At 38.3% G+C, this 23,293-nt stretch carries 18 protein-coding genes; 9 read left to right on the top strand and 9 right to left on the bottom strand.

Features of this window, described 5'->3' with window-relative positions; genetic code table 11:
• Positions 1 to 26 precede the first annotated feature (26 nt).
• From U9K52_RS08195 to U9K52_RS08175, 5 genes are all read right to left on the bottom strand, one after another.
• A complete protein-coding gene (locus U9K52_RS08195; protein ID WP_322925923.1) occupies positions 27 to 1,280 on the bottom strand; it encodes a glycoside hydrolase family 88 protein in 1,254 nt (417 codons plus the stop codon).
• 46 nt (positions 1,281 to 1,326) lie between these two features.
• Positions 1,327 to 2,739, bottom strand: a complete 1,413-nt coding sequence (locus tag U9K52_RS08190; protein WP_322925922.1) for a hypothetical protein — start codon at positions 2,737 to 2,739, stop codon at positions 1,327 to 1,329.
• A gap of 31 nt (positions 2,740 to 2,770) precedes the next feature.
• Complete coding sequence (locus U9K52_RS08185; protein ID WP_322925921.1) at positions 2,771 to 3,793, bottom strand: pectinesterase family protein; 1,023 nt, start codon at positions 3,791 to 3,793, stop codon at positions 2,771 to 2,773.
• Positions 3,794 to 3,870: 77 nt separating this feature from the next.
• Positions 3,871 to 5,706, bottom strand: coding sequence for a RagB/SusD family nutrient uptake outer membrane protein (locus tag U9K52_RS08180; RefSeq protein ID WP_322925920.1), 1,836 nt, complete (start codon positions 5,704 to 5,706; stop codon positions 3,871 to 3,873).
• Positions 5,707 to 5,716: 10 nt separating this feature from the next.
• Positions 5,717 to 8,734, bottom strand: a complete 3,018-nt coding sequence (locus tag U9K52_RS08175; RefSeq protein ID WP_322925919.1) for a TonB-dependent receptor — start codon at positions 8,732 to 8,734, stop codon at positions 5,717 to 5,719.
• Positions 8,735 to 9,580: 846 nt separating this feature from the next.
• Here U9K52_RS08175 and kduI point away from each other — a divergent pair.
• From kduI to U9K52_RS08135, 8 genes are all read left to right on the top strand, one after another.
• Positions 9,581 to 10,417: a 5-dehydro-4-deoxy-D-glucuronate isomerase gene (kduI, locus tag U9K52_RS08170; RefSeq protein ID WP_263602355.1), complete on the top strand. Its 837-nt coding sequence runs from the start codon at positions 9,581 to 9,583 to the stop codon at positions 10,415 to 10,417.
• Between the two features lie 8 nt (positions 10,418 to 10,425).
• Positions 10,426 to 11,208: a gluconate 5-dehydrogenase gene (locus tag U9K52_RS08165; protein ID WP_322925918.1), complete on the top strand. Its 783-nt coding sequence runs from the start codon at positions 10,426 to 10,428 to the stop codon at positions 11,206 to 11,208.
• 18 nt (positions 11,209 to 11,226) lie between these two features.
• Positions 11,227 to 12,624: a glucuronate isomerase gene (uxaC, locus tag U9K52_RS08160; RefSeq protein ID WP_248394753.1), complete on the top strand. Its 1,398-nt coding sequence runs from the start codon at positions 11,227 to 11,229 to the stop codon at positions 12,622 to 12,624.
• Positions 12,625 to 12,926: 302 nt separating this feature from the next.
• Positions 12,927 to 13,931, top strand: coding sequence for a sugar kinase (locus U9K52_RS08155; protein WP_322925917.1), 1,005 nt, complete (start codon positions 12,927 to 12,929; stop codon positions 13,929 to 13,931).
• Between the two features lie 78 nt (positions 13,932 to 14,009).
• Positions 14,010 to 14,669, top strand: a complete 660-nt coding sequence (eda, locus tag U9K52_RS08150) for a bifunctional 4-hydroxy-2-oxoglutarate aldolase/2-dehydro-3-deoxy-phosphogluconate aldolase (RefSeq protein WP_322925916.1) — start codon at positions 14,010 to 14,012, stop codon at positions 14,667 to 14,669.
• Positions 14,670 to 14,824: 155 nt separating this feature from the next.
• Positions 14,825 to 16,363: an MFS transporter gene (locus U9K52_RS08145; protein ID WP_263602359.1), complete on the top strand. Its 1,539-nt coding sequence runs from the start codon at positions 14,825 to 14,827 to the stop codon at positions 16,361 to 16,363.
• A 265-nt stretch (positions 16,364 to 16,628) separates the two neighbouring features.
• Entirely contained in the window at positions 16,629 to 18,092 is a 1,464-nt protein-coding gene (locus U9K52_RS08140; protein ID WP_322925915.1) for a tagaturonate reductase, read from the top strand.
• Positions 18,093 to 18,096: 4 nt separating this feature from the next.
• A complete protein-coding gene (locus tag U9K52_RS08135; RefSeq protein WP_322925914.1) occupies positions 18,097 to 19,713 on the top strand; it encodes an altronate dehydratase family protein in 1,617 nt (538 codons plus the stop codon).
• Positions 19,714 to 19,891: 178 nt separating this feature from the next.
• On the opposite strand, the gene U9K52_RS08130 is transcribed toward U9K52_RS08135, so the two are convergent.
• On the bottom strand, positions 19,892 to 20,341 hold the full coding sequence (locus U9K52_RS08130; RefSeq protein ID WP_322925913.1) for a hypothetical protein: 450 nt from the start codon (positions 20,339 to 20,341) through the stop codon (positions 19,892 to 19,894).
• A 215-nt stretch (positions 20,342 to 20,556) separates the two neighbouring features.
• Between U9K52_RS08130 and U9K52_RS08125 the strand changes: the two genes are divergently transcribed.
• The gene (locus tag U9K52_RS08125) at positions 20,557 to 21,117 is read left to right on the top strand and encodes a hypothetical protein (protein ID WP_322925911.1); all 561 of its coding nucleotides are present in this window, start codon (positions 20,557 to 20,559) and stop codon (positions 21,115 to 21,117) included.
• A 154-nt stretch (positions 21,118 to 21,271) separates the two neighbouring features.
• Here U9K52_RS08125 and U9K52_RS08120 read toward each other — a convergent pair whose 3' ends face one another.
• The 3 genes from U9K52_RS08120 to U9K52_RS08110 all read right to left on the bottom strand — a co-directional run bounded on the left by U9K52_RS08120 (position 21,272) and on the right by U9K52_RS08110 (position 23,166).
• Positions 21,272 to 21,469: a hypothetical protein gene (locus U9K52_RS08120; protein ID WP_322925910.1), complete on the bottom strand. Its 198-nt coding sequence runs from the start codon at positions 21,467 to 21,469 to the stop codon at positions 21,272 to 21,274.
• Positions 21,470 to 21,657: 188 nt separating this feature from the next.
• Positions 21,658 to 22,143 (bottom strand): hypothetical protein, encoded by a 486-nt coding sequence (locus U9K52_RS08115; RefSeq protein WP_323673786.1) that lies wholly within the window; start codon positions 22,141 to 22,143, stop codon positions 21,658 to 21,660.
• 228 nt (positions 22,144 to 22,371) lie between these two features.
• On the bottom strand, positions 22,372 to 23,166 hold the full coding sequence (locus tag U9K52_RS08110) for a hypothetical protein (RefSeq protein ID WP_322925908.1): 795 nt from the start codon (positions 23,164 to 23,166) through the stop codon (positions 22,372 to 22,374).
• Positions 23,167 to 23,293 lie beyond the last annotated feature (127 nt).

Below are 23,293 nucleotides of genomic sequence, written 5' to 3'. Positions count from 1 at the left end.
ACAGGGAGCGCAAACTGTTTAACAAATTACTTTTCAAATTCCAGACTTGCCAGAATGAATGGTCCGGTTCCTTTCGGATCGTTGGACCGGATTTCTTCGTTAATATAATATTCGTAGGAACCGCTTCGGTATGGATTTCCTCCAAGACCTGCAACGGCGCAGCATCTGTTTAGATTTACCATTCCGTTTTCATCGACAGTAATTAAATTTTTAAGAATGCCTTCGTACCCTTTTTTAGCAAATTTTTTATAGGATTTCGGAAGATAATTTTTGTTAACGGATTTCATCATGGTGTAAACAAACATGGATGAACCGGTAGCTTCCAGATAATTTCCTTTTTCGCCGCCTTTATCCAAAACCTGATACCACAATCCTGTTTCGCGATCCTGAACTTTAATGACAGCGTCACAATATGATTTCAGATAAGAAAGCAATCTTACTCTTCCGGGATGATTCTGTGGAAGGTAATCTAATACATCAACGATGGCCATACCGTACCAACCCATTGCTCTGGACCAGAAGTTCGGGGAAAGTCCGGTTTTCTTATCGGCCCACTGTTGTTCTCTGCTTTCATCCCATGCATGATAGAGTAGCCTTGTTTTTTTGTCGAGCAGATGTTTCTGGATAAGATCAAACTGATTCACGATGTCGTTATACGCTTTTTCTGCATCCGCACCTTTGCTGAATATGTTGGTATAATGAGCATAGAATGGCTCACCCATGTACAATCCATCCAGCCACATCTGATTAGGGTAAATTTTTTTGTGCCAGAAGCCTCCTTCTGAAGTTCTCGGCTGTCCGTCAATCTGAGAACGGAGGGTCTGTAATGCTGTCAGATATTTCTCTTTCTTTTCTTTCTGGTATAAATACAAAAGAACGTTGCCGCAGTTCAGCATGTCGATATTGTATTTTGAAAGATCGTATGAAAGAATACTTCCGTCTTCTTTTATCATGGTTTCTCCAAACGTAGAAATGTATTGATAATATTCTTGATTGCCGGTTTTTTCAAATATTCTTTCGGCACCTTCCAGGACGATAGCGGTAGGATAGCTCCATTTCGGAGTTTTGTTATAATCAAGCATCCAGGCTTCGGGAAATCTTTTCATTTCGGAAAGAAGCATTCGCTGTGACCACGGAAGATCAACCGGGATTTTTTCTGTTGTGGTTACTGTTTTTGCTTCACCGGAATTGTGTAAGGCTTTTTGAGCGCATGAGAAGAAAATTCCTGAACATAAAGCGGTAATGGCGTAAATTTTAATATGATTCTGAATAAAATTCATTCTTTTTTAATATTTTAAATTGATTACACTTTAGTTTTTATGGACATTAATTTTGTGCTTCGGTTATCCTTTGTACAATATCATTAAAATACATTTCAATATTATCGTAGTTTTTATCTAAATCTCTTCCGTTGGCATTGTATGTTTTGGGATCCAGTTTGTTTCTGATTTCCCATTCATCGGGCATTCCGTCCATATCTGAATCAATAATCGGCTGTCCGGTTTTCAGATCCGGAAATCCGCCTGCATCTTTCTGGGAATCTATAATTCCGTTTGTACTTCCTTTTGAACCCTGATGTGTAAAACTTCCGTTTTTAATATCTTTTAAAATCTGAAGATCAATGATATCTCTTACAAGACTCGATCCTCCAATTTTCAAGATCCTGTCATAAGCTTCTTTTGAAGAGTGGGTTTTTACATTATTCGATATATTATGTGGACGGATTATTCTGATTGTATTTTTGTCTTCGTCTGTTAAGTTGTAACGGTTCATCTGGCTGAATACGCCTTCTGTCCAGTTGTCTTCGGTGACTTCCGAACTGCCTTCCATCACATTTCCATTTATATAGTATTTTCCCCAGATATTATATACTTCGGCTTCCGGCTTTTCATTTTTATCAATAGCGGCAATTCTTTTTCTCGTCATCGTGGCCGGACCTGGCTTATAATAATTATTGACGATATTCACATTCATTCCTTCGCCGCCATACATGCTGTTGTGTCCCCAGTTGTAAATGACATTATTTCTGAAATCGGTAAGGTCTGTTAAAGCAAATTTGCTTCCTGCGTATTCTCCCAGTCTGGGATTTCTGCTGTCATGATGGGCATAAACATTATGATGAAAAGACGCAAATTTCCCGCCTGCAATACCACCATATCCGTGAGCACCTTTCTGATGTACTGAATTTCTGAGGCTTTCCGCAATGATACACCATTGAAGCGTTGTGTTTTCATTGGCATAGATCGAAACTGTTTCGTCGGTAGACCAGCTCATGGAACAGTGGTCAACGATTAAGTTTTTAATAAACCTTGCTCCTAAAGCATCACCTTCATAGTTTTTCAGATCGCCCATTCTGAAACGCATATACCGGATAATGACGTTGTCTGCTGCTACAAAAGTTTCATAGTTGGCTACTGTGATGCCGTCTCCCGGAGCGGTTTGTCCGGCAATGGTTACATTTCCTTCCCGTATTTTTAACGGAGATTCCAGATAAATGGTTCCTCCGGTTCTGAAAATAATATATCTCGGGCCTTTTTGATCCAGGGCATATCTTAAAGTTCCTTCAGAGCCGTCGTCGGTTAATTTTGTTACGAAATAAACTTTACCGCCGCGTCCTCCGGTGGTGTATCTTCCGAAACCTTCAGCACCCGGAAAGCTAATGACATTCTGGGCTTCAGCAACATTTGAAATGCCACAAAAAATAGCTGTTAGTAAAAGTATGCAGAAGTTTTTTGTCATAACTGAGCATATTTGTTGATGAACGGCTGGATTATTTTAAATTTTTTTTGAAATTCCAGTTATCTTTTCCTTTTAGGATATTGCCTGGGGTATATTCTTTTGCTTCGGTCTGGGTGAGCTGATGTGACCAGCTGACTCTTGAGATATGATTAGCTCCTGGACCTTTTGAATCATATTCTGCGTAAAAAGCCGTTTTTTCGGCATCCGGTTTATTCCAGTTGTGCCATCCTTCAGGTTTTATCGTTGAATTCAGCATACAGTTGATATAAACCGTTTTGGCGAAAGGTCTCCATGGTCTTCCGAGGTATACGGAATGTTCTTTTGCATTGCCTGCAATGTTACAATTAATAAATACGAACCCGAAGCTGTTTTCCTTTGGGGTAGACGCTGCAGTTATATAGCTTGCGGTTTCTTTGGAATAGATCATGCAATTTTCAAATACAGCGGTCCCTGCTCCGAAGATATAGTCAGTTGTTCCTTCGATATAGCAATTTTTAAAATAATTTCTTGAAGGTTGGGTTTTATCTTCAAGATCCTGTGCTCCTTTTAAATATAAGGTGTCCTGATTTCCGAGGAACCTGCAGTTTTCAAAAGCAATTCTGTCACCTGCCGTTAAAACTGCTACAGCTTGTCCCACTTTTCCGGAACTGTTTTCAAACGAGATATTTTTGGCTGTGAAATCGTCGGCATATATAAAAAGGGTAGCAGAACCTGTGGTTCCGATATCTTTTCCTTCCTGATTTTTTTTAGAGGCAAAATCATTAAAGGTTATTAAAGTATTTTCAGGATTTTCTCCTTCTAAAATAATTTCTCCTTTCGTTTCAGGAATGATGATTTTTTCTTCATAAATTCCTTTTTTAATAATGATTTTTGTTCTCCGGGAAGAATTGTTTTCAATGGCATCCACAGCTTTTTGAATGGTAGTAAAATTACCTTTTCCGTCTTTTGAAACCACGATCAGTCGGTCGGCAGTTTTAAAAGAAAGAAAATTAAATATTGCTGTGAGAATCATTAAAAATACTTTCAGATTTTTAAAAAATGGGGAGCTTTTCATTAAATCATTTTTAGTTAAAATACAGACTTCCGCTTTTGGCAGAAGCCTGTATTTCTGATATGAATGTGAAACTTTTTCTAATATCCGTAATCCTGTGTAAGATTATAATTGGAGTTGATTACATCTGCTGCAATGGGCAGAAGTTCCTTCCTGTTCGGCTGGAAATAATAAGCATAACTTTTCACGGGATCTCCGCTGATGTAGGATTGTGTCATGGCCAGCCTCCAGTTTACTTTTGTATATCCTGATGGCGTTGCAACACTTTGGTTAGGACTGTAGAATACATCGTCTTTTGCAATTCCGTTGAGATAGAAATCAATATCCAGAACATTCTGCTGTGCTGTTTTTGCAGGTGCATAATTGGCAACGCCGCTAGCAGGTTTTTTATAGAAAATATATTCCGGTACGTTGGTATAAGCTCCCGTTCCGTTCATAAACTGGGTAAGTTTCTGTCTGGTTTCATTGATTTTTGTTTCCAGAAGATTCCAACGGATGAGATCGTATTTTCTTAATCCTTCACCTCCGAATTCCAGCATTCTTTCTTTTACGATATAATTAAAAAATCCGGGCTTGTCTGTAGGAATGGTTCCAACCTGGCCTAAATTCCCCGCATAAGCTCTTTGTCTTACGGCCATCACAGCATTGATAGCTTCCTGGGACGGACCGTTATGCAGCTCATTATCGGCTTCCGCAAACATGAGAAGAATATCGGAATATCGTAACAGAGGCCAGTCGATTCCCAGGTTTTGGGAAGTTCCTGTGATGGAAGTCCACGATTTTCTGAATTTACCGTCGTTCCAGTTGATTGATGTCTGGAGTTCTTCCTGTTTTGAAGTACTTACCCTGAAAATAGCAATATTAACATCTCTTCTTACATCATATTTGGTAAACTCATAAAAATAAACCGGAATGGCATTGATCCCTCCTGAAGATTTCCAGTCTGTGTCATCATGTCTTAAACCATTATAATATCCGATTTTACTGTCTGTTCTTGAATTCCCTCCGAATGCTCCGATTGCATAAATGATTTCATTGGTGGTATCCGGACTGTTGGTATGCAGTGATCTGAATAATCCTTCATAGCTTGGATTAAGCTGGTGCTGCCCGGAATTGATGATGTCTTTGCATTCGTCATAAGCGATCTGATAATATTTTTGGGGATTAGATCCCTGCATCATCATCTGTGGATTTCTTCTCAACGAATATCCCGCTCTTGCTAATGCGATTCTCGCTCTTAAACCTTTTACGGCAGCCTTCGAAATTCTTTGTGGAGTAGTACCTCCTTCTGATCTCCATGGCACGAGGCTTTCCGCTTTTAATAAGTCATCCAGAATTTTATCATAAATGATATCTCTGTCTGTTTTAGCCAGATAAAGATCGGGAAGATCTGCAGAAGGAACATCCTGAAAAGGAACGTCACCCCAGTTTTTAATAAGATCATGATAAAAGTGTGCTCTTAAAGTAAGGGCTTCCCCCAGATACCTGTTCATCATTTTTTTATCCGCTTCAGAACCTGTCTGGAAAACCGGAGAAAGCGGAATGTTTTTGATGACAAGATTCGCTCTTTCAATACCAGCATAGGTATCCAGAAAAGGTCTAAGAAGTTCAGTATTGGTAGGAATGGCACCGAAGCAGCTAACGCCTCTTCTGTCATTGGCATTGTAATCTCCTGAAGTTCTCATATCATCTCCCGATTGCGAAAGGATAAGATTCATTCTCTGTCCGTATGTATTGTCACCCATTGTGCTGTTATACACTCCTACCAATGCAGAGAAGGTGTCAGAAACTGAATCAAACTGTTGTTTTTCAGCAGTATTGGATAAGCTTTCTACGTCCAGATACTCTTCGCAGGAATTAAAAGATAAAAGTCCTGCAATGGAAAAAACGATTATTAAAAATGTATTTTTTTTCATAATAGTAAGATTAAAAAGTGATATCAACTCCCGATAAAATGAATCTGCTTCGCGGATAAGCGGCATAATCTACACCAGGTGTTAAAGGATTTCTTCTTGTATTGGCTTCCGGATCATATCCTGAATATCCTGTAATGGTAAATACATTATTCATGGTGAAATATAATCTGAAATTGGAAAGTCCTAGTTGTTTGGTAAAGTCTTTTCCAAGAGAATACCCTATGGTCAGGTTATTCAGACGAAGGAAAGAGCCGTCTTCGATAGCATACGAATGAAGGAAATAAGCACCTGCCGGCGGAGTCCACATAGTCGTATTGGCGTTCAGTGCAGCTAAAGCATTAGGATCATTTACTTTTACCCCGTTATCATCAAACCATCTCCAGCGGTCAGCAACTTCAGCAAGCATATTGTTGTCCCTGTAAAGGTATTGGGTAGAATATTCGATTTTGTTGGCATTGTAAACTTTGTTTCCAACTGAGAAATTAAACATTACACTCATATCCCAGTTTTTGTAACGGAACGTCTGGTTAAATCCGCCATAGAATTTTGGCTGTGCACTTCCGAGGTCGGTCATGTCATTGTTATCAATTACACCATCTCCGTTGAGGTCTTCCAGTTTCAGGTCTCCTGGCTGTACAGGTCTTGCTCCGTTGGCGGCGGCTGCAGAACTTGCGATTCCTGCTTTCAGGGTATAAGCCTGGGTTGTTGGGTTATAATCAAAATCATTTATTTCATACCTTCCGGCGGTTACATATCCCCAGTAAGTACCAACGGGCTTGCCCACCTGTACTAAGAAATCATTGAGGTTATTCTGCCATCCGGAAGGAAACAGGTAGTAGTTGGAACTTGCAGAGGCACTGTTTCCTAAGCTTTTGATGGTATTTCTGTTGGATGAAATGTTAGCATCAATTTTCCAGGTAAAGTTATCATTGCTGATGATGGTACTTCCTACTGAAACTTCAATTCCTTTGTTGGTTGTGCTGCCGGAATTCTGGTATTGGTATTCATAACCTGTTGTCTGCGGAATTTTTGCCAGTAAAAGAAGATCTTTTGTATCGGTTTGGTAAACATCAACGGAACCATAAACTTTTCCTTTAAACAAGCCAAAATCCAATCCTGCATTTTTTGAAGTCGCGGATTCCCATTTAACATTTTTATTAGCCATGATATTACCTGTAGTTGCTCCAGGGGTTACATTTGTTCCGAAAGCATAACCGTAGTCAGATGACGTGGTAAAAAAAGTATCATAAAGGAAAGCTTTAATTCTGTTGTTTCCGGAAAGACCATATCCCGCTCTCAGCTTCAGTTCGCTGATAACACGGCTTTCTTTCAGGAAATTTTCTTCATTGATCTTCCATGCAACGGAAGCTGCGGGAAAATATCCCCATCTGTTTCCGGGACCGAATACACTTGATCCGTCTGCTCTCATGGAAGCTGTTACAATATATTTGTTTTTGAAGATATAATTGGCTCTTCCGAAAAACGATACGATTCTGTCCGGCAGCAATTCTGTTCTTGGATTATCCTGAACCAACCCTGAAGGCGGACTGGCCGACTGGATGTTGGCAAATGCTTCCTGAGGACTGATTGATTTCGGAAGCCATTTGATATTCATTGATAACGATTCGGCATCGGTTTTTACAGTTTCCTGTCCTAAAAGGAAATCTACTTTATGACTGCCGTATGTTTTCCTGAAATTTAAAGTATTGGTATTGGTAATTCTTCTTGATTGAGCTTTGCTTAAAAATACGACAGGCTGATCATTATTCTGTCTTGCGAGACTGGTAACCACACCCGAAAACTGATTTACAGATTCGTCTCGCTGCACGTATCCTATAACACTCCGGAAGGTGAAATTTTTATTGATCCTGTATTCAATGACACCATTCAATAAGAGATCATTTCTGCCGTTTTCTTTCACTTCATTATCAGCAAGGATGAGAGGGTTTACAAGGTTGGTTTCATTCGCAAATAATGGATCAAACTCATCAATGTTTTGAGCGGGTCCTCCCTCAAAAGGTTGATATCTTACTGCATTTCTCAATCGGTTGGTACTTTGTGATCCTGTTGCGGAAGTTCCGGCACCGTAGATGGTCTGTCTGCTGTATCTTGCATTGAGCGTCATGCTCAGCTTTTTGGAGAGATCATAATCATATTTGAAATTGGCCATATTTCTCTTAAATCCCGATCCAATCATGATTCCGTCTTCCTGAACATTATTTAATGACAATGAAAAAGAAGAATTTTCAGACCCTCCCGTAACAGCAATATTATGCGTGAAGTTGAAAGCTTCTCTTCCAAAAACCTCATCCTGCCAGTCTATTTTCTTAATATTTCCATAGTTTTTTCCGATGTCCTGAAAACTTCCGTATCTCTTATTAAAGGCATCAATGTCCGTTTGTACACCCCCTTTATTGTAGATTTCATACTGATACAATACATACTGATACGGATCCAGCACATTAATTGTATTCTGGATCGATCGTACTCCTAAAAATCCGTTATAATTGATAGATGTTTTTGCCCTTTTACGACCGCCTTTTGTGGTGATCAGGACAACCCCATTTGCTCCTCTGGCTCCATAAATACTGGTAGAAGAAGCATCTTTTAGAACTTCAATAGACTCAATTTCTTTCGGAGATAATATTGTCAAAGCATTGTCCATCTGAACTCCGTCAACAATATACAGGGGAGCATTGCTGCCGGTAATGGAGTTTCCTCCTCTGATCACGATATCAACGTCTGCTCCCGGAGATCCTTCGCTCAGGGAAACCTGCACACCGGCAAGTCTTCCCTGGATGGCTTCTGCAGCATTGTTGGATGGCATATCCTTTATAGCTTCTGCTTTTACTGAAGAAACGGCATTGGTAACATCCTTTTTAGAAACCTTGGTGTATCCTACCAGGACTACTTCATCAATATTGGTTTCTTTATCCTTTTTGGTTTCTTTTTCTTGAGCCATAGCAAGGACAGGAAGTAGAAAGGCAGTTAGGTATAACCACTTTACTGATTGTACTTTTTTATCCATTTTGTATCCTTATAGTTTTAATTTTGGTTGAAAGTTTTTTTCAATTTTTGTTTTGTGGTGGATTTTTAAGTATTCTATTTTTTAGTGGAAAATATTTTTCAAAAAATTAACGCTTATCATTGTGCAATCGATTGCGTAATTTTTCATGACAAATATCTTGGCTTCTAAACTAATATTATTTTCCAATATGCAAAGAAAAAAATATTATTTTTTCATTAATTCAGGTTTGAAGCTTATTCATTTTAAAGTAACAGTAATTAAAATAAGTTATTTAAAATGCTGTAAGATAGTGTTTTATATAATTTATGTTAAAAAATGACGTTGATGAAAAAATAATAAAAAAAATTATTGCTGATTAATTTTTAGCTTAAAATTTAATTAAAATCGCTGAGTTTTTGAAGTAAAATATTTACCAAAATTGAATGTAAGAAATGAGATTTCAGATTTTTTACTGATTTTTATCATCTTTTCATGTGCTGTGATTCAATAAGATTATTTACAATTTAATCAAACTTAAATATTGAATTGTATGAATTTTGTTTTTTAATATTAATAAAAACTCATTACATATGTTCAGTTTTTTTAAATTATAAATGTTACTGTTTAATATTTTGGGTGATTATCTCAATTCTAAAAAAGTGTTTTTATTCTAGAATTGCTTAATTCAATTATACTTTATTAACTTATAATCAGCTTTTTATAAATTTAAATTAAATTTTTGTTAAGGATTTAAAGAATAGTTATATATTTATCCCCATAAGTATTTCTAAAGATTTTTAGTGTAATTTATGCAATCGATTACGCAATGTTTAACTGGTTTTGATAAAACCGCAAAAAATAAGAAGTATGCAAAAATCAGAATTTCGCTACGCCCATCACCCTGACGATGTAAGAAAATATACAACAGAAGATCTCAGGAGGGAGTTTCTGATCGATGATCTATTTAATGAAGACGAGATAAAATTAGTCTATTCTATGTATGACAGACTGATTGTAGGAGGCGTGATGCCCTCAACAAAAGCTTTAAAACTGGAGCCTACCGACGATCTGAAAGCGCAGCATTTTCTTGACAGAAGAGAATTGGGGATTATCAACGTTGGCGGAGCAGGAAGAATAACAGTAGATGGTGAAGTATATGAACTGAACAACAAAGAAGCTTTATACATAGGAAAAGGCGCGAAAGAAGTGATTTTTGAAAAAGCGGGTGATGCACAATCCTACTTTTACATCAATTCCGCTCCGGCACATCATAGTTACCCGAATAAAAAGATCACGAAAAATGAAGCTGAAATCGTAGAACTAGGTGAAGAAAAGTATGCTAACAAGCGCACCATAAATAAACTCATTGTAAATTCTGTGTTGGAAACCTGTCAACTGCAAATGGGAATGACGGAACTTCATCCGGGAAGCGTTTGGAACACAATGCCTGCACATACTCATGCTAGAAGAATGGAAGCTTATTTCTATTTTGATCTTGAAGAAGGGCAGACGGTAAGCCACTTCATGGGACAGCCCCACGAAACCCGTCATATCTTTATGACCAACAGACAGGCTGTTTTGTCCCCGGAATGGTCTATCCATTCAGGAGTTGGAACCTCCAATTATACTTTTATATGGGGAATGGCTGGCGAAAATATGGATTACGGTGATATGGATGGTATCAAAACAAACGAACTAAAGTAATTTTTCAAATGAATTTATTTGATTTATACGGAAAAGTAGCAGTTGTTACCGGCGGAACTCACGGATTAGGAATGGCAATGGCAGAAGGTCTTGCAGCTGCAGGTGCCGAACTGGCAATTACAAGTACAACTCCGTCCAAATTAGAAGAAGCTTTAGACTATTATCATTCAAAAGGATACAAAGCAACCGGTTATATTTTTGATGTAACGGACGAACTGGAAGCTGCACAGAAAGTAGCTCTGATGGAAGCCACCCATGGAAAAATAGACATCCTTGTCAATAATGCAGGAATCATCAAACGTATTCCGGCAATTGATATGGAAGTAGAAGACTTTAGAAAAGTAATCGACGTAGATCTTACAGGTCCTTTTATCATGTCCAAACTGGTTGGGAGATACATGATCAAAAGAAGATCCGGAAAGATCATCAATATCTGCTCAATGATGAGTGAGCTGGGCCGGGACAATGTAGTAGCATACGCTTCTGCAAAAGGAGGCCTGAAAATGCTGACCAAAAATTTAGCAACAGAATGGGCAAAACATAATATTCAGGTGAACGGTATTGGTCCCGGATATTTTGCCACCTCACAAACTGAACCTATCAGGGTGGATGGAAATCCGTTCAACGATTTTATCATCAGCAGAACTCCGGAAGGAAGATGGGGAAATCCTGAAGATCTTGCAGGGACAGCTATTTTCCTGGCATCCGAAGCAAGCAGATTCATCAACGGACAGATCATTTATGTTGATGGAGGAATTCTCGCCACTATCGGAAAACCTGCTAATGAATAACAAAAGAATTACACGAGAATGAAACCTTTTATAACAGATCAATTTTTATTACAAAGTAAATACGCTGAAGAATTATATTTCAGATTTGCAGAAAAACAACCGATCATTGATTATCACAATCACCTGATTCCTAAAGATATTGCAGAAGATACTGTTTTCGAAAATATTTCTAAAGTATGGATTGCCGGCGATCATTACAAGTGGAGAGCCATGCGTACTTTAGGCGTAAACGAAAAATTTATTACAGGAGATTCTTCAGACAAAGAAAAATTTCAGGCATGGGCAAATACGGTTCCTTACACCCTGAGAAATCCTTTATATCACTGGACGCATCTGGAATTAAAAAGATATTTCGGAATTGATGAATTGCTGAATGAAAACAATGCTTCGGAAATTTACGATAACATCACCGCACAGCTTCAGACTCCTGAAAAATCCACCAGAGGATTATTAAAAATGATGAATGTGGAATCTCTGTGTACAACAGAAGATCCTACCGATACTCTCAATTATCATCAGGATCTGGCGAAAAGTGATTTCTCCATCAAAGTCAGTACTGCCTTCCGCCCGGATAAAGCCATTTTAATAGAAAATCACAACTTTGCAGATTACATTTCAAAATTGGGCGAAGCTGCCGGAATTGAAATCAATTCATACCAGACATTATGTGACGCTTTATTAAAAAGAATTGAATACTTCCACGAAAACGGATGCCGGCTTTGCGACCACGGGTTAAATAATATCTCTTACGAGGAAGCTACAGAAGCGGAAGTGAACGCAATCTTTAATGATAAACTGAATGGAAAAGTTATCGCTGAAAAACAGGTGAACCAATTCAAGACAGCGATTTTATTATTCTTAGGTGAAACCTATCATCAATTCGGCTGGGTTCAGCAGTTTCACTTGGGAGCATTAAGAAACAATAATGAAAGAATGCACAGAATCCTTGGTCCGGATACAGGATGGGATTCTATCGGAGATTTCGTGCAGGCAGAAAATCTATCTAAATTTTTAAATGCGTTAGACGGAAAAGATAAATTAACGAAAACCATTTTATATAATTTAAATCCTGCCGACAACGAGATTTTCGCAACCATGATTGGAAACTTTAATGACGGTAGCATTAAAGGAAAAGTACAGTTCGGATCAGGATGGTGGTTTCTGGATCAGAAGGACGGAATGATCAAACAAATGAATGCGCTTTCCAACATGGGATTAATCAGCTGCTTTGTGGGAATGCTTACGGATTCCAGGAGTTTCCTTTCTTACCCGAGACACGAATATTTTAGAAGAGTATTATGTAATCTTTTCGGGGAAGAAATGAAAAATGGAGAATTGCCGGACGATATAGAACATGTCGGTAAAATAATTTCCGATATTTGTTACCATAATGCCAAAAATTATTTCGATTTTTAAATTTAAATAAGAATTCTCGCAGATTAAGCAAATCTAACAGATGATTGTATTAGAAAAATCTGCGTAATGTGCTCAATCCGCGAGAAACAAAAAAATAGTAAAACTTTGAGATCTTAGTTAAGTGAAATCGAAGATTCGACGTAGTCAAACGTCTTTGCCTCAATTTATAATATAATTTATAAGAATCGGCGAAACTTTGTTTTGTGAACTTAAAAATATGCATTAAGTTTTAAAAGAAAATCTTTGAGCACTTTGCATTTAAACCAAAAACAGATATTCAAAAATCAAGGTTAGTAAAACTTATGGGTAAAATACTTACTTTCGGTGAAATCATCATGCGGCTTTCGCCACCCGGAAACAGAACCATGAAGCAAAGTCACGAAATGGAATTCTTTTTTGGCGGAACGGAGCTTAATGTAGCGGCATCACTGGCAATAATGGGTTGTGAGGTTAAACATGTCAGCAGTGTTTCCGATGATTTTGTAGGGGAGTCAGCACTTTCTTTTGTAAAAAGCGTTGGAATTGATACCAACTTTATTTCTAAAAACGAACATCCTTTAGGTTTATATTTTTTAGAAGTAGGATCGGCGGTTCGAGCAAGCAGAATTGCATACAACAGGTTAAACGGTTCTTTTGCGAATATTGAAGCCGGGAATCTTAACTGGAAGAAGGCTTTGGAAGGTTGTGATTATTTTCACTGGACAGGAATCAGCCCCGGAATTTCAGAAGCAGCGTATGAGGCACTGAAAGAAGGTCTTGAAACTGCCCGTGAAATGGGAATCGAGATTACAACGGATCCTGCTTATCGTTCCAATCTTTGGAAATATGGTAAAAAAGGAAATGAAGTGTTGAAAGAACTGGTTTCCCTGTCAACAATTTTCATCGGAGGAACCAATGAAATCAACGAAATTCTGGGAACTCAGTTTTCATCAGATCAAAACGGATTTCTGGAAGCATGTGAAGAATTAAAAAAACAGTGTCCTTCCATTCATAAAATTTTCGATAAAATAAGAATTGGTGTTACAGCGAGTTCTCAGCAAACGCAGGGAAGAGCTCTGGTTAACGGAAATTATTTTGAAACAGAATTACTGGAAGTAAATCCTGTAGTCGACAGAATTGGAACAGGTGACGCTTTTGCAGCAGGCTTAATTTATGGCTTACAAAATTTCGATGACGAAAAAGCACTGAATTTTGCCAACGCCGCGTGTGCCATCAAACACACCATTTTAGGAGATATCAATTACAGCAGTGCAGAAGATATCCTTGAAGTAATGGGCGGAAATTCAGGAGGAAGAATAAAAAGGTAAGAACCTCAGCCGTGTTAGAGCTTTAAGCTCTAACACGGCTCCCAACTTTGCACTTTTGCATTAAAAATAAAAAATAGAATGACAAAAATACAAACCGTTACCAACGCCATCATTAATCAGGGGATTTTACCGCTGTATTATAATGCTGATGAAACGGTAACTTTAGATATACTGAGATCACTTTATAAAGCGGGAATCCGCGCAGTAGAATATACAAGCCGTGGTGAAGCAGCGTTAAGCAATTTTACCAAAATGATCGAAATCCGTAATGCAGAAATGCCGGAGATGCTTTTAGGAATCGGAACCATAAAAAATTTGCAACAAGCCGAAGAATACTATAAGGCAGGTGCAGATTTTTTCATTAGTCCAGGATTTGTAGCGGAAGTTGCAGAATTTCTAATTCCAAAAGATATCTTGTATAGTCCAGGCTGTATGACGCCAACTGAGATTATTGAAGCTGAAAATTCCGGGGTAACTTTCATTAAATTATTTCCAGGAAACGCTTTAGGAACAGGTTTTATAAGTGCGGTGAGAGATGTTTTTCCAAATCTGAAATTTATGCCGACCGGTGGAGTTGACACTACGAAGGAAAACATTGAAAGCTGGTTCAAAGCCGGTGTTTCTGCAGTGGGAATGGGAAGCAAGCTGGTAAGCAAAGAACTTATGGCTGCTAAAGATTACGCAACCATTGAAAATGAAACAAAGAAAGTTCTGGATATTATTCAGGCTTTAAAATAATGATAAATAAGCTAAACACTTTGCGATCTTAGCTGAGCAGAGCGCCTTTGCGAACTTAAAAATAGTTAGTAGTCAAAAAAAACTTCGCGGACTTTGCGTTAAAACAAATACCATCATTAATAAAAAACAAAAAATAACTAATTCAAAAAACTAATATGAGTTCAGTTAAATTACTTAAACCAACGAATTTCAGGTGGACAATTTGTGTCCTGCTGTTTATTGCCACAACAATCAACTATCTGGATCGTCAGGTTTTATCTTTAACGTGGAAAGATTTTATTGCTCCGGAATTCCACTGGAATAATAATGATTATGGAAATATAACCGCCTTATTTTCCATTTTTTACGCAGTGGGAATGTTATTCGCAGGTAAATTTGTTGATTGGATGGATACGAAAAAAGGATTCCTCTGGGCAATTGGTATTTGGTCTGTAGGAGCCGTATTACATGCATTCTGTGGTGTTGCCACATCAGGAATCCTCACAGGAAACTGGACGGCAGGTTTTCATGGATCAAAAGAACTGATCGCAACGGTTTCCAATACATCTGCGATTATCAGTACCAGCGTTTCGCTGTTTATCTTTGCCCGTTTTGTCTTGGCTATCGGTGAAGCTGGTAATTTCCCGGCAGCTATTAAAACTACGGCAGAATATTTTCCCAAAAAAGACAGAGCTTTATCCACAAGTATCTGGAATGCAGGTGCAACGGTGGGTGCCTTAGCTGCGCCAATTACTATTCCGTTTATTGCAAAATCAATGGGATGGGAATGGGCATTCATCATTATTGGTGCCTTAGGATTTGTATGGATGGGGCTTTGGGTTTTTCATTATAAAAAACCTCACGAGCATCATAAAGTAAACGAACATGAGCTTACCTATATCAATCAGGATCATCAGGAAATAACTGTTGAAGAAAATCAGCTTGCTGAAGAAAGAAAATTCACCTTCAAAGAATGCTTCAGCTACAGACAGACCTGGGCATTTGCTTTCGGAAAATTCATGACAGATGGAGTTTGGTGGTTCTTTTTATTCTGGACTCCGGCCTATTTAAGTTCGGTATACCAAATGGATTCCACGCAAAGTGCATTCCCTTTATTTATACTGTACATGATTACGTTATTCTCTATTATAGGAGGATGGCTTCCCAAGTATTTTGTAGAAAAAAAAGGGATGAATGCCTATAATGGAAGAATGAAAGCCATGCTGATCTTTGCATTTTTCCCGTTGCTGGCTTTACTGGCTCAGCCATTAGGTTCTATAACGTATTGGATTCCGGTTTTAATTATCGGCGTAGCAGGCGCAGCACATCAGGCGTGGTCGGCCAATATATTTTCTACTGTCGGCGATATGTTCCCGAAAAAAGCCATCGCAACCATCACTGGCATTGGCGGAATGGCAGGCGGAATCGGTTCATTTTTAATCAATAAATCTTCAGGAGTTTTGTTTGATCACGCGCATAAAGCATGGACAACCGTTGACGGAGTTCCTTTATTAGATAAATATCCGCAGTATATCAACGAAAGGCTACCGGACGGCTTCTTCGAGCAACTGGAAAAATCAGGAGCAGTTGTAGTCGACGGAATTGATAAAGGCTACATGATCATTTTCTCAGTCTGTGCGGTTGCTTACTTAATCGCCTGGGCAGTAATGAAAACACTAGTCCCGAAATATAAAGTGATTAGTAATAAAAACTAAACCTATAAGATTTTAAAACCTTATAGGTTTGGCAAAAGTAGTATTTAAACAAATTCTTAAGTCAAAATAAAAACTTTGAGTTCTTTGCTAAGTAACGACTTTGCCTCAATTTATAATTGATTCAGTAGAATCGGCGAGACTTTGTTTTGTGAACTTAAAAATATACATCAAGCATTAAAAAAAATCTTTGCGGTCTTTGCGTTAAAAAACATCCTGCATCAAGATTTAGCAGAATTAAAAACACAATTTAATTCAAATTAGAAAAATGGAAAATCAGATAAAACAAAAATTAAATCGTGAATTAAGCAATGCTCAGGAAAAACTTCCCATTAAAATCGTTCAGTTCGGTGGTGGGAATTTCATGAGAGGATTCACGGATTATATCATTGATAAATTAAATAAGGAAACCGAATGGAAAGGTGGAATTGTCAATTTGCAGGCAACGCCCAACGGCTCCATTCAGAAAATGGAAGAGCAGGATAATGTATATACGCTTTTCACAAGAGGAATTAAAAAAGGAGAAATTCATGATGAAAAGCAAGTGATTTCTGCCATTCAAAAATCGGTTAATCCTTATTCAGACTATGATGAATTCTTAGCGCTGGCAAAAGAAGAAGAGCTGGAATTTGTATTTTCAAACACAACAGAAACAGGAATCGCTTACGACGAAACGGAAACCTCTTACGAAGGTCCGCACAGAAATTTTCCTGCAAAAGTGACGGTTTTACTGCACGAAAGATTTAAGCATTTCAACGGAGCGGCAGATAAAGGATTGAGAATTATCCCTTGCGAATTAATTGAAGACAATGCATTTGCTTTAAGAGAGATCATCCTGAAATATGCACAGCTTTGGAATTTGGAAGATCGTTTTGTGCAATGGATTAACCAATATAATTATTTTCATAATACGTTGGTTGACAGGATTGTTCCTGGCTATCCTAAGGATGATGCAGGATCTTATGAAGATCAGCTGGATTATGAAGACCAGATGATGGTGGTTTCTGAATGTTTCCTGCTTTTTGTAATTCAGGAAGCCGGAAATTTAAATGAAAGAATTCCATTCAACAAAATCAACGAGCAGATTTTGGTGGTTGATGATATTCAGCCGTACCGTTTAAGAAAAGTAAGAATCCTGAATGGTGGACATACTTTGATGCTGGCTCCTGCGATTTTATCGGGCCAGGAAACGGTAAAAGAATCCATCGACAATCTGTTTATCGGGAAGTTTTTAAGCAATGCCATTTTTAATGAAGTTAACCCGACTTTAGGTTTGGATGAAGCAGAATTGAAAAATTTCGCGGAAGAAGTTTTTGACCGTTTCAGAAATCCGTTTATCAAACATTATCTGGCGAGTATTGCGCTGTATTTTGTTTCCAAATTTAAAGTAAGAGTATTGCCCAGCTTATTAACTTACGTTGAAACCAAAGGAAAATTACCGGTCAATCTTACCTTTTCTTTAGCTAGCTTAATACGTTTCTACCAGGGAAGTTTTGGTGAAAAGGCCCTTCCCCTGAATGATGAAGCCGGAATTATCGCTAAATTCAAAGAAATCTGGACAAATGAAGATTACGAAAAAGTAGCTGAACGGGCACTTTCCGAAACGTTGTTCTGGGACACAGACCTTACTCAGGTTGAAGGATTGAACACAGCGGTTGCCAAAGCATTATACGAAATCGATCACCATGATATGGAAACGGCGTATAACAATTTTGTAGAATTTAATTCTTAAAATCATGCAAAAGAAAGTACTGAAAGTAAATCCCAAAGACAACGTTATTGTGGCGCTGCTGGATTTGCCTGCCGGAGAATCGGTACATCTTGACGGAGCAGATTATACCGTAGTAAAAGATATTAAGGCTAAACATAAATTTGCGGCCACCGATTTTGAAGACGGAGATCACATCATCATGTACGGAGTTATCGTTGGAAAGGCAAATCAATCCATCAAAAAAGGAGAAGTTATTACGACGGAAAACGTAAAACACCAAAGTGCAAAAGTAGAAGGTAAAACCGAAACTTTAGGCTGGATTCCGCCGAATATAGATAAATGGAAAAACCGTACCTTCATGGGCTATCACCGCGAAGACGGACAGGTGGGAACGGAAAACGTATGGCTGTTCTTTCCTTTGGTTTTTTGCGAGAATAAGAATATCGAAACACTAAAAGATATTTTTGAAAAAGAACTGCTGCATGAAAAAGCAAGCAAGCATCAGCTGTTATTAAGGTCTTTGTTAAATGGCGGCGAAACTTCTGATATTGCGGTAGAGGACGAAGAAGATACGAGAGTATTTAAAAATATAGACGTAAGGTTCATCACGCACCAGGGTGGTTGTGGCGGAATCCGTCAGGATGCCGAAGCATTGGGAAGATTATTTGCAGGATATGTCAACAATCCTAATGTTGCAGGAGCAACAGTTTTGAGTTTGGGATGTCAGAATCTCCAGGTGCAGATTTTTATGGATGCCCTTCACACGTTGGCTCCAAATAATAAAAAACCGATTGTCGTGTACGAACAGCAAAAATCAGGAACCATCGACGAAATGCTGACCGGCGTGATTAAAGATTCTTACGAAGGAATAAAAAAAGCCAATGATATTGAAAGAAAACCGGCACCCATTACCAAACTGAATATCGGTTTGGAATGTGGCGGATCAGATGGTTTCTCAGGAATTTCCGCAAACCCTGTTTTGGGAGAAGTTTCCGATATTATGGCAGCTGTTGGCGGGACCACCATGCTTGCAGAATTCCCTGAACTGTGTGGAGTAGAGCAGGAGCTAGTGAACCGTTGTATCAACGATGAAGACGGTGTGAAGTTCCTTCAGCTGATGAAAGATTTTGAAAAATCCGTTGTCGCTGCAGGATCAGGTTTTGATATGAACCCGTCTCCCGGAAATATCAAAGACGGATTGATTACCGATGCCATGAAATCGGCAGGTGCAGCCAAAAAAGGCGGTGCCGCACCCATCGTAGAAGTGTTGGATTTTACGGAATACGCCACAAAGCCAGGTCTTAATCTCCTTTGTACGCCCGGAAATGATGCCGAATGTACAACTGCGTTAGTAGGATCAGGAGCAACAGTCGTTCTTTTCACAACAGGCCTCGGAACACCGATGGGAAATCCTATTGCCCCGGTGATAAAGATTTCTTCCAATACAGCCTTGGCAGAAAAAATGCCGGATATTATCGATTTTAATGCCGGAACCGTGATCAGCGGGGACAAAACAATCCCGGAGGCGGCAGACGAGCTGTTAGAATACATCATCACAGTAGCCAGCGGCGAGGTCAAAACCAAAGCCGATCTTTTAAATCAGAATGATTTCATTCCATGGAGACGAGGGGTCTCTTTGTAATGGGTTAGTTATATTAAATATTAGGGTTGAAAATGCTTCCTGCTTCGGTGGGGAGCATTTTCTTTTTTTTGATAATAGCATGTGAACTTTGTCATTCTGTAAGAATCTCGACATGCCGAAATATTGGGTTGAGATTCTTATGGAATAACAAAAAGATGTTAAAGTTTAAAAGAGCACTTTATTTCTCTGTCCAATATTTCTTTTTTAAATGTTCCGTTTTCAGGATGTCACAGCCTAAAACAAATACTCTGTACACCGGCCTTTCGAGTCCGTAATACGGAATTTTATCTTCAAAGTATTCGATGTTCATGGAGGCTAATTTATTTTTCAGATCGGTAATTTTACCAATGTCCGCTGAAAAACCGATACAATGCGTTTTCGCCCATTTGTCGGATTTAATTTGGTTAAAAGCATACGCTGTGATTTCTGCTTCTGTGTTGAAGGTTTCCAGAACCTGCTTTTGTCCACGTTCCGTATAATACCAGGTAAAATGATTACCGGATTGTTCGATTCCCATACCTTCATAAATAGGATTTCCGTTGATCGAATAACTGTTGAAATTAAAACAGTGTTCTTTCATCCAATATTCAAGTTCACGGATGGTCTTTGGTAAATGATTGGTATCCATTGTCAGTTTACATAAATATACGTTGGCGCAGCATCCTGCTCGTGCGGCAAATATAGCAGTTAGGTTATAAATTTCATAAAGCTATGAAAACAAACCACCCCGTCTTAATTTTACGGAAAATTAAGACGGGGTGGTTAAATTGAATCATGACGATATTACGCTTTTTGAAAGTCACGGACTACAAATCCGAGACATCGGGTTTTTGATTGAGGAATATGATTATATTTGTCAAAACTATAACCATGAAACATTTTATAATTTTTTTGTTGCTATTACCCTGTTTATATCTTGCTCAAAAAGAGAATTTTACTTCTGTAAATAGACAGATACAGTGGCAAAAAGTATATGAAACTTCTTTTTCACAAAACGAGATTTTATCTATTATAAAAAATTCCGGAAAGTTTACAAATATTTTTACCGATAATGATTCTTTAACAGGCTCTTTCAGCGATTTGATGGCTGACTATAAAGGCGCAGGTTCAACAACGATGGGAACAACTATTTATGTTCAGAACTCGTCAATTAATGCAAATTTTAAAATCGATTTTAAAGAAGGTAAGTACAGAGTAACCATTACAAATATTTTATTGAATGAATTAATGGATTTGGGATTGGGAATTAGCAATACAAAATCACCTATTGAAAATTATACTTTAAAAAACGGTAAGGATGAATTTCGTAAAACATTTGAACAACGTGATGCAAGAATTTATAATTATACTTTTACTAATTTTTTTGACTTTTCAAAATACAGGAAATCTGAAGATAATTGGTAAGATTGCATGGATCTACAACTCTACTTAGAATTAATCACGGATTGCAAATCCCCCCCGCTAGCGCGAGCGTCTCGCTCGTGCTAATATTGGACACGAGCGAGACGCTCGCGCCAACAAAAAGAAGATTTGCACGCTACCATTCATAAATTCCACATCAAAAACCTTTCCCGATACGTCCTACCACCTGTCCCGACACGTTCATCAGAAGTCCGCCGCGGTTGTTCATGCCTCCGACGACGTCATGAATGCCTCCGGATACGTTATGTAACCTGTCAGGATACGTAAAAGACCTATCCGGACAGGTTGAAAGACCACTCCGAACCCGTCCGGAACCTATTGCGACTGCTTCCACCACCCCGCCCGACCATTAAACAACGTCTCCGGATCGGTAAAAGACTCCTCCGAACCTGTGATCAACGTATCGGGAACAGTAAACAACGTCTCCGGATGATGGCACAACCTCTCTAGTGAAGTAAAAGTTTAGGTGAAATCATAAAAATACCCCTCCGTGAATGGAAGGGGCGATTTTTGGTTGCTGTTTTATTTTTTTTCTTCAGGCGGATTTGCAGGACCCGTACTTTTTACAAAGAACTGTTTCAGGTCTTTATACTTGTTCTCAAATCCCGGTACCGTAGTTCCCGCTTTGTAGGCAGTATACGAATAATCCATCAATGCCGACTGGTAATTGTCGAAATCATGCAGTGTTTTCGCATTGTTGAGTCTCGTGATAATGCTTTCGAGCCTGCTAATCAGCGCTTCCATAGCGTTGCGGGAGCTGTGGTCTTTGTTGAACTCGTTCCAGTCGACTTCCGGAGAACTCAGACCTGGCTGGCTCTGGTTGTAATCGTGGACTTTGTTTACAAAAAGCTTGTTTTGCTCATTGATGCTGCCATACCGTTTGCGGTCTTCCGCTGAAAGGTTGATTGTGATTTCAGCAAGCGCTGATTCCAATGCCGCGATGGCATCCTGGGCCGCAGTGATCTTGGCACTGCTCAAATGGGTGGAGTTTAAATTTGTTAATCCCATCATTTTGATTTTAAAGGTTAATATATTAAGAGTATTAAAATCGTGTGTTTTTTTATAGAAACGAAGGTAACAAAAAATTTTAAAAAGAGAAAACTAGCATGTGCCTATTAAAAGCGGGGCCACTGTAAAGAAAAAAGTCGATGACGCGGATTTGTAATCCGTGCTGAAAGTAAATGTGTATATATAAGAAGTCACGGATGAAAATCCGCGACATCTGGATGTTTCTTGTTATTCAATTGTTGGTAAAACTTTGTCAGACAAATATTGCTTCCACTGTGTTCCCGTAAATTCACAATTTCCGCAATGTATTTTGGCATTTGGAAAATTCGCTAGAATCAATGTTAAATTATTCCAAACTTTTTTCAATTCGTCATCCTTATTTTCAAAACTCAAATTTAATTTTCCATTAACTATTTGTAGATGCTTTAGAAAAATACCTTCTTGTGTGTGCTTAATTTTGTCTGTAAGTTGTATAAAGTATCCTTGATAATCAGGGTAAGGGACTTGGTTCGGTAGTCTTTCATCACCTGCATAATAGCGAAACGATATGGGGTGCCCATATTTATTTAATTTCTGCTTCCAAAATTCAGGTTTAGGGATTTCATAAAGATCACTTGTCAAAAATATTTCTTTGTCACTAACCCAGGGTTTAAAAGTTGTTTTTATTAATTCCTGCTCTTCAATAACAAGATTTTCTGCGGTAAGTCGGATAATTGCAGGTGTAAAAAACTCCAGACAGATTCCATGTTCAACTTCAATAGATTCTATGGATTCAATGTAGTTGTCTTCTCCTAATAATGCAGATTTTTTATCAAAATCCCATTCTATAATATTAGAAGAAGTTATTTTAAAAGATAAAATATGTCTTTCAGAATTTGCCTTATAATTTGCTTTTGTGTTATAACCAACTACAATTTCTAAAGGATTTTCCTTTATTGATAATATGTGACCATCTTCAAAATAAAAGTTGTCAGACAACCACTTGTTAAGTTCATTGAAGGAAGTTATCGTAGTATTTAGCATAAAATACAGTATTTATCAATCTAGATTAGATTGTCATTAAAAGTAGTTAAAATAAATCAATAGCGCGTATTTGCCATCCGCGCTACAAGTAAAGTCACGGATTGAAAATCCGCGACATCTGCTATAT

It is taken from the genome of Chryseobacterium sp. MHB01, from assembly GCF_034651565.1.
Lineage (GTDB): Bacteria > Bacteroidota > Bacteroidia > Flavobacteriales > Weeksellaceae > Chryseobacterium > Chryseobacterium nepalense.
The sequence above is the reverse complement of the archived record's forward strand: the minus strand, read 5'-3'. Positions and strand labels throughout refer to the sequence as shown.

What these genes read in the sequence shown, in the direction of transcription:
- U9K52_RS08180 (WP_322925920.1), bottom strand. Translation starts at nt 5,706, where the DNA reads ATGAAAAAAAATACATTTTTAATAATCGTTTTTTCCATTGCAGGACTT.
- U9K52_RS08115 (WP_323673786.1), bottom strand. Translation starts at nt 22,143, where the DNA reads ATGGGATTAACAAATTTAAACTCCACCCATTTGAGCAGTGCCAAGATC.
- U9K52_RS08155 (WP_322925917.1), top strand. Translation starts at nt 12,927, where the DNA reads ATGGGTAAAATACTTACTTTCGGTGAAATCATCATGCGGCTTTCGCCA.
- U9K52_RS08145 (WP_263602359.1), top strand. Translation starts at nt 14,825, where the DNA reads ATGAGTTCAGTTAAATTACTTAAACCAACGAATTTCAGGTGGACAATT.
- U9K52_RS08130 (WP_322925913.1), bottom strand. Translation starts at nt 20,341, where the DNA reads ATGGATACCAATCATTTACCAAAGACCATCCGTGAACTTGAATATTGG.
- eda (WP_322925916.1), top strand. Translation starts at nt 14,010, where the DNA reads ATGACAAAAATACAAACCGTTACCAACGCCATCATTAATCAGGGGATT.
- U9K52_RS08125 (WP_322925911.1), top strand. Translation starts at nt 20,557, where the DNA reads ATGATTATATTTGTCAAAACTATAACCATGAAACATTTTATAATTTTT.
- U9K52_RS08175 (WP_322925919.1), bottom strand. Translation starts at nt 8,734, where the DNA reads ATGGATAAAAAAGTACAATCAGTAAAGTGGTTATACCTAACTGCCTTT.
- kduI (WP_263602355.1), top strand. Translation starts at nt 9,581, where the DNA reads ATGCAAAAATCAGAATTTCGCTACGCCCATCACCCTGACGATGTAAGA.
- U9K52_RS08185 (WP_322925921.1), bottom strand. Translation starts at nt 3,793, where the DNA reads ATGAAAAGCTCCCCATTTTTTAAAAATCTGAAAGTATTTTTAATGATT.
- U9K52_RS08165 (WP_322925918.1), top strand. Translation starts at nt 10,426, where the DNA reads ATGAATTTATTTGATTTATACGGAAAAGTAGCAGTTGTTACCGGCGGA.
- U9K52_RS08135 (WP_322925914.1), top strand. Translation starts at nt 18,097, where the DNA reads ATGCAAAAGAAAGTACTGAAAGTAAATCCCAAAGACAACGTTATTGTG.
- U9K52_RS08190 (WP_322925922.1), bottom strand. Translation starts at nt 2,739, where the DNA reads ATGACAAAAAACTTCTGCATACTTTTACTAACAGCTATTTTTTGTGGC.
- uxaC (WP_248394753.1), top strand. Translation starts at nt 11,227, where the DNA reads ATGAAACCTTTTATAACAGATCAATTTTTATTACAAAGTAAATACGCT.
- U9K52_RS08195 (WP_322925923.1), bottom strand. Translation starts at nt 1,280, where the DNA reads ATGAATTTTATTCAGAATCATATTAAAATTTACGCCATTACCGCTTTA.
- U9K52_RS08140 (WP_322925915.1), top strand. Translation starts at nt 16,629, where the DNA reads ATGGAAAATCAGATAAAACAAAAATTAAATCGTGAATTAAGCAATGCT.
- U9K52_RS08110 (WP_322925908.1), bottom strand. Translation starts at nt 23,166, where the DNA reads ATGCTAAATACTACGATAACTTCCTTCAATGAACTTAACAAGTGGTTG.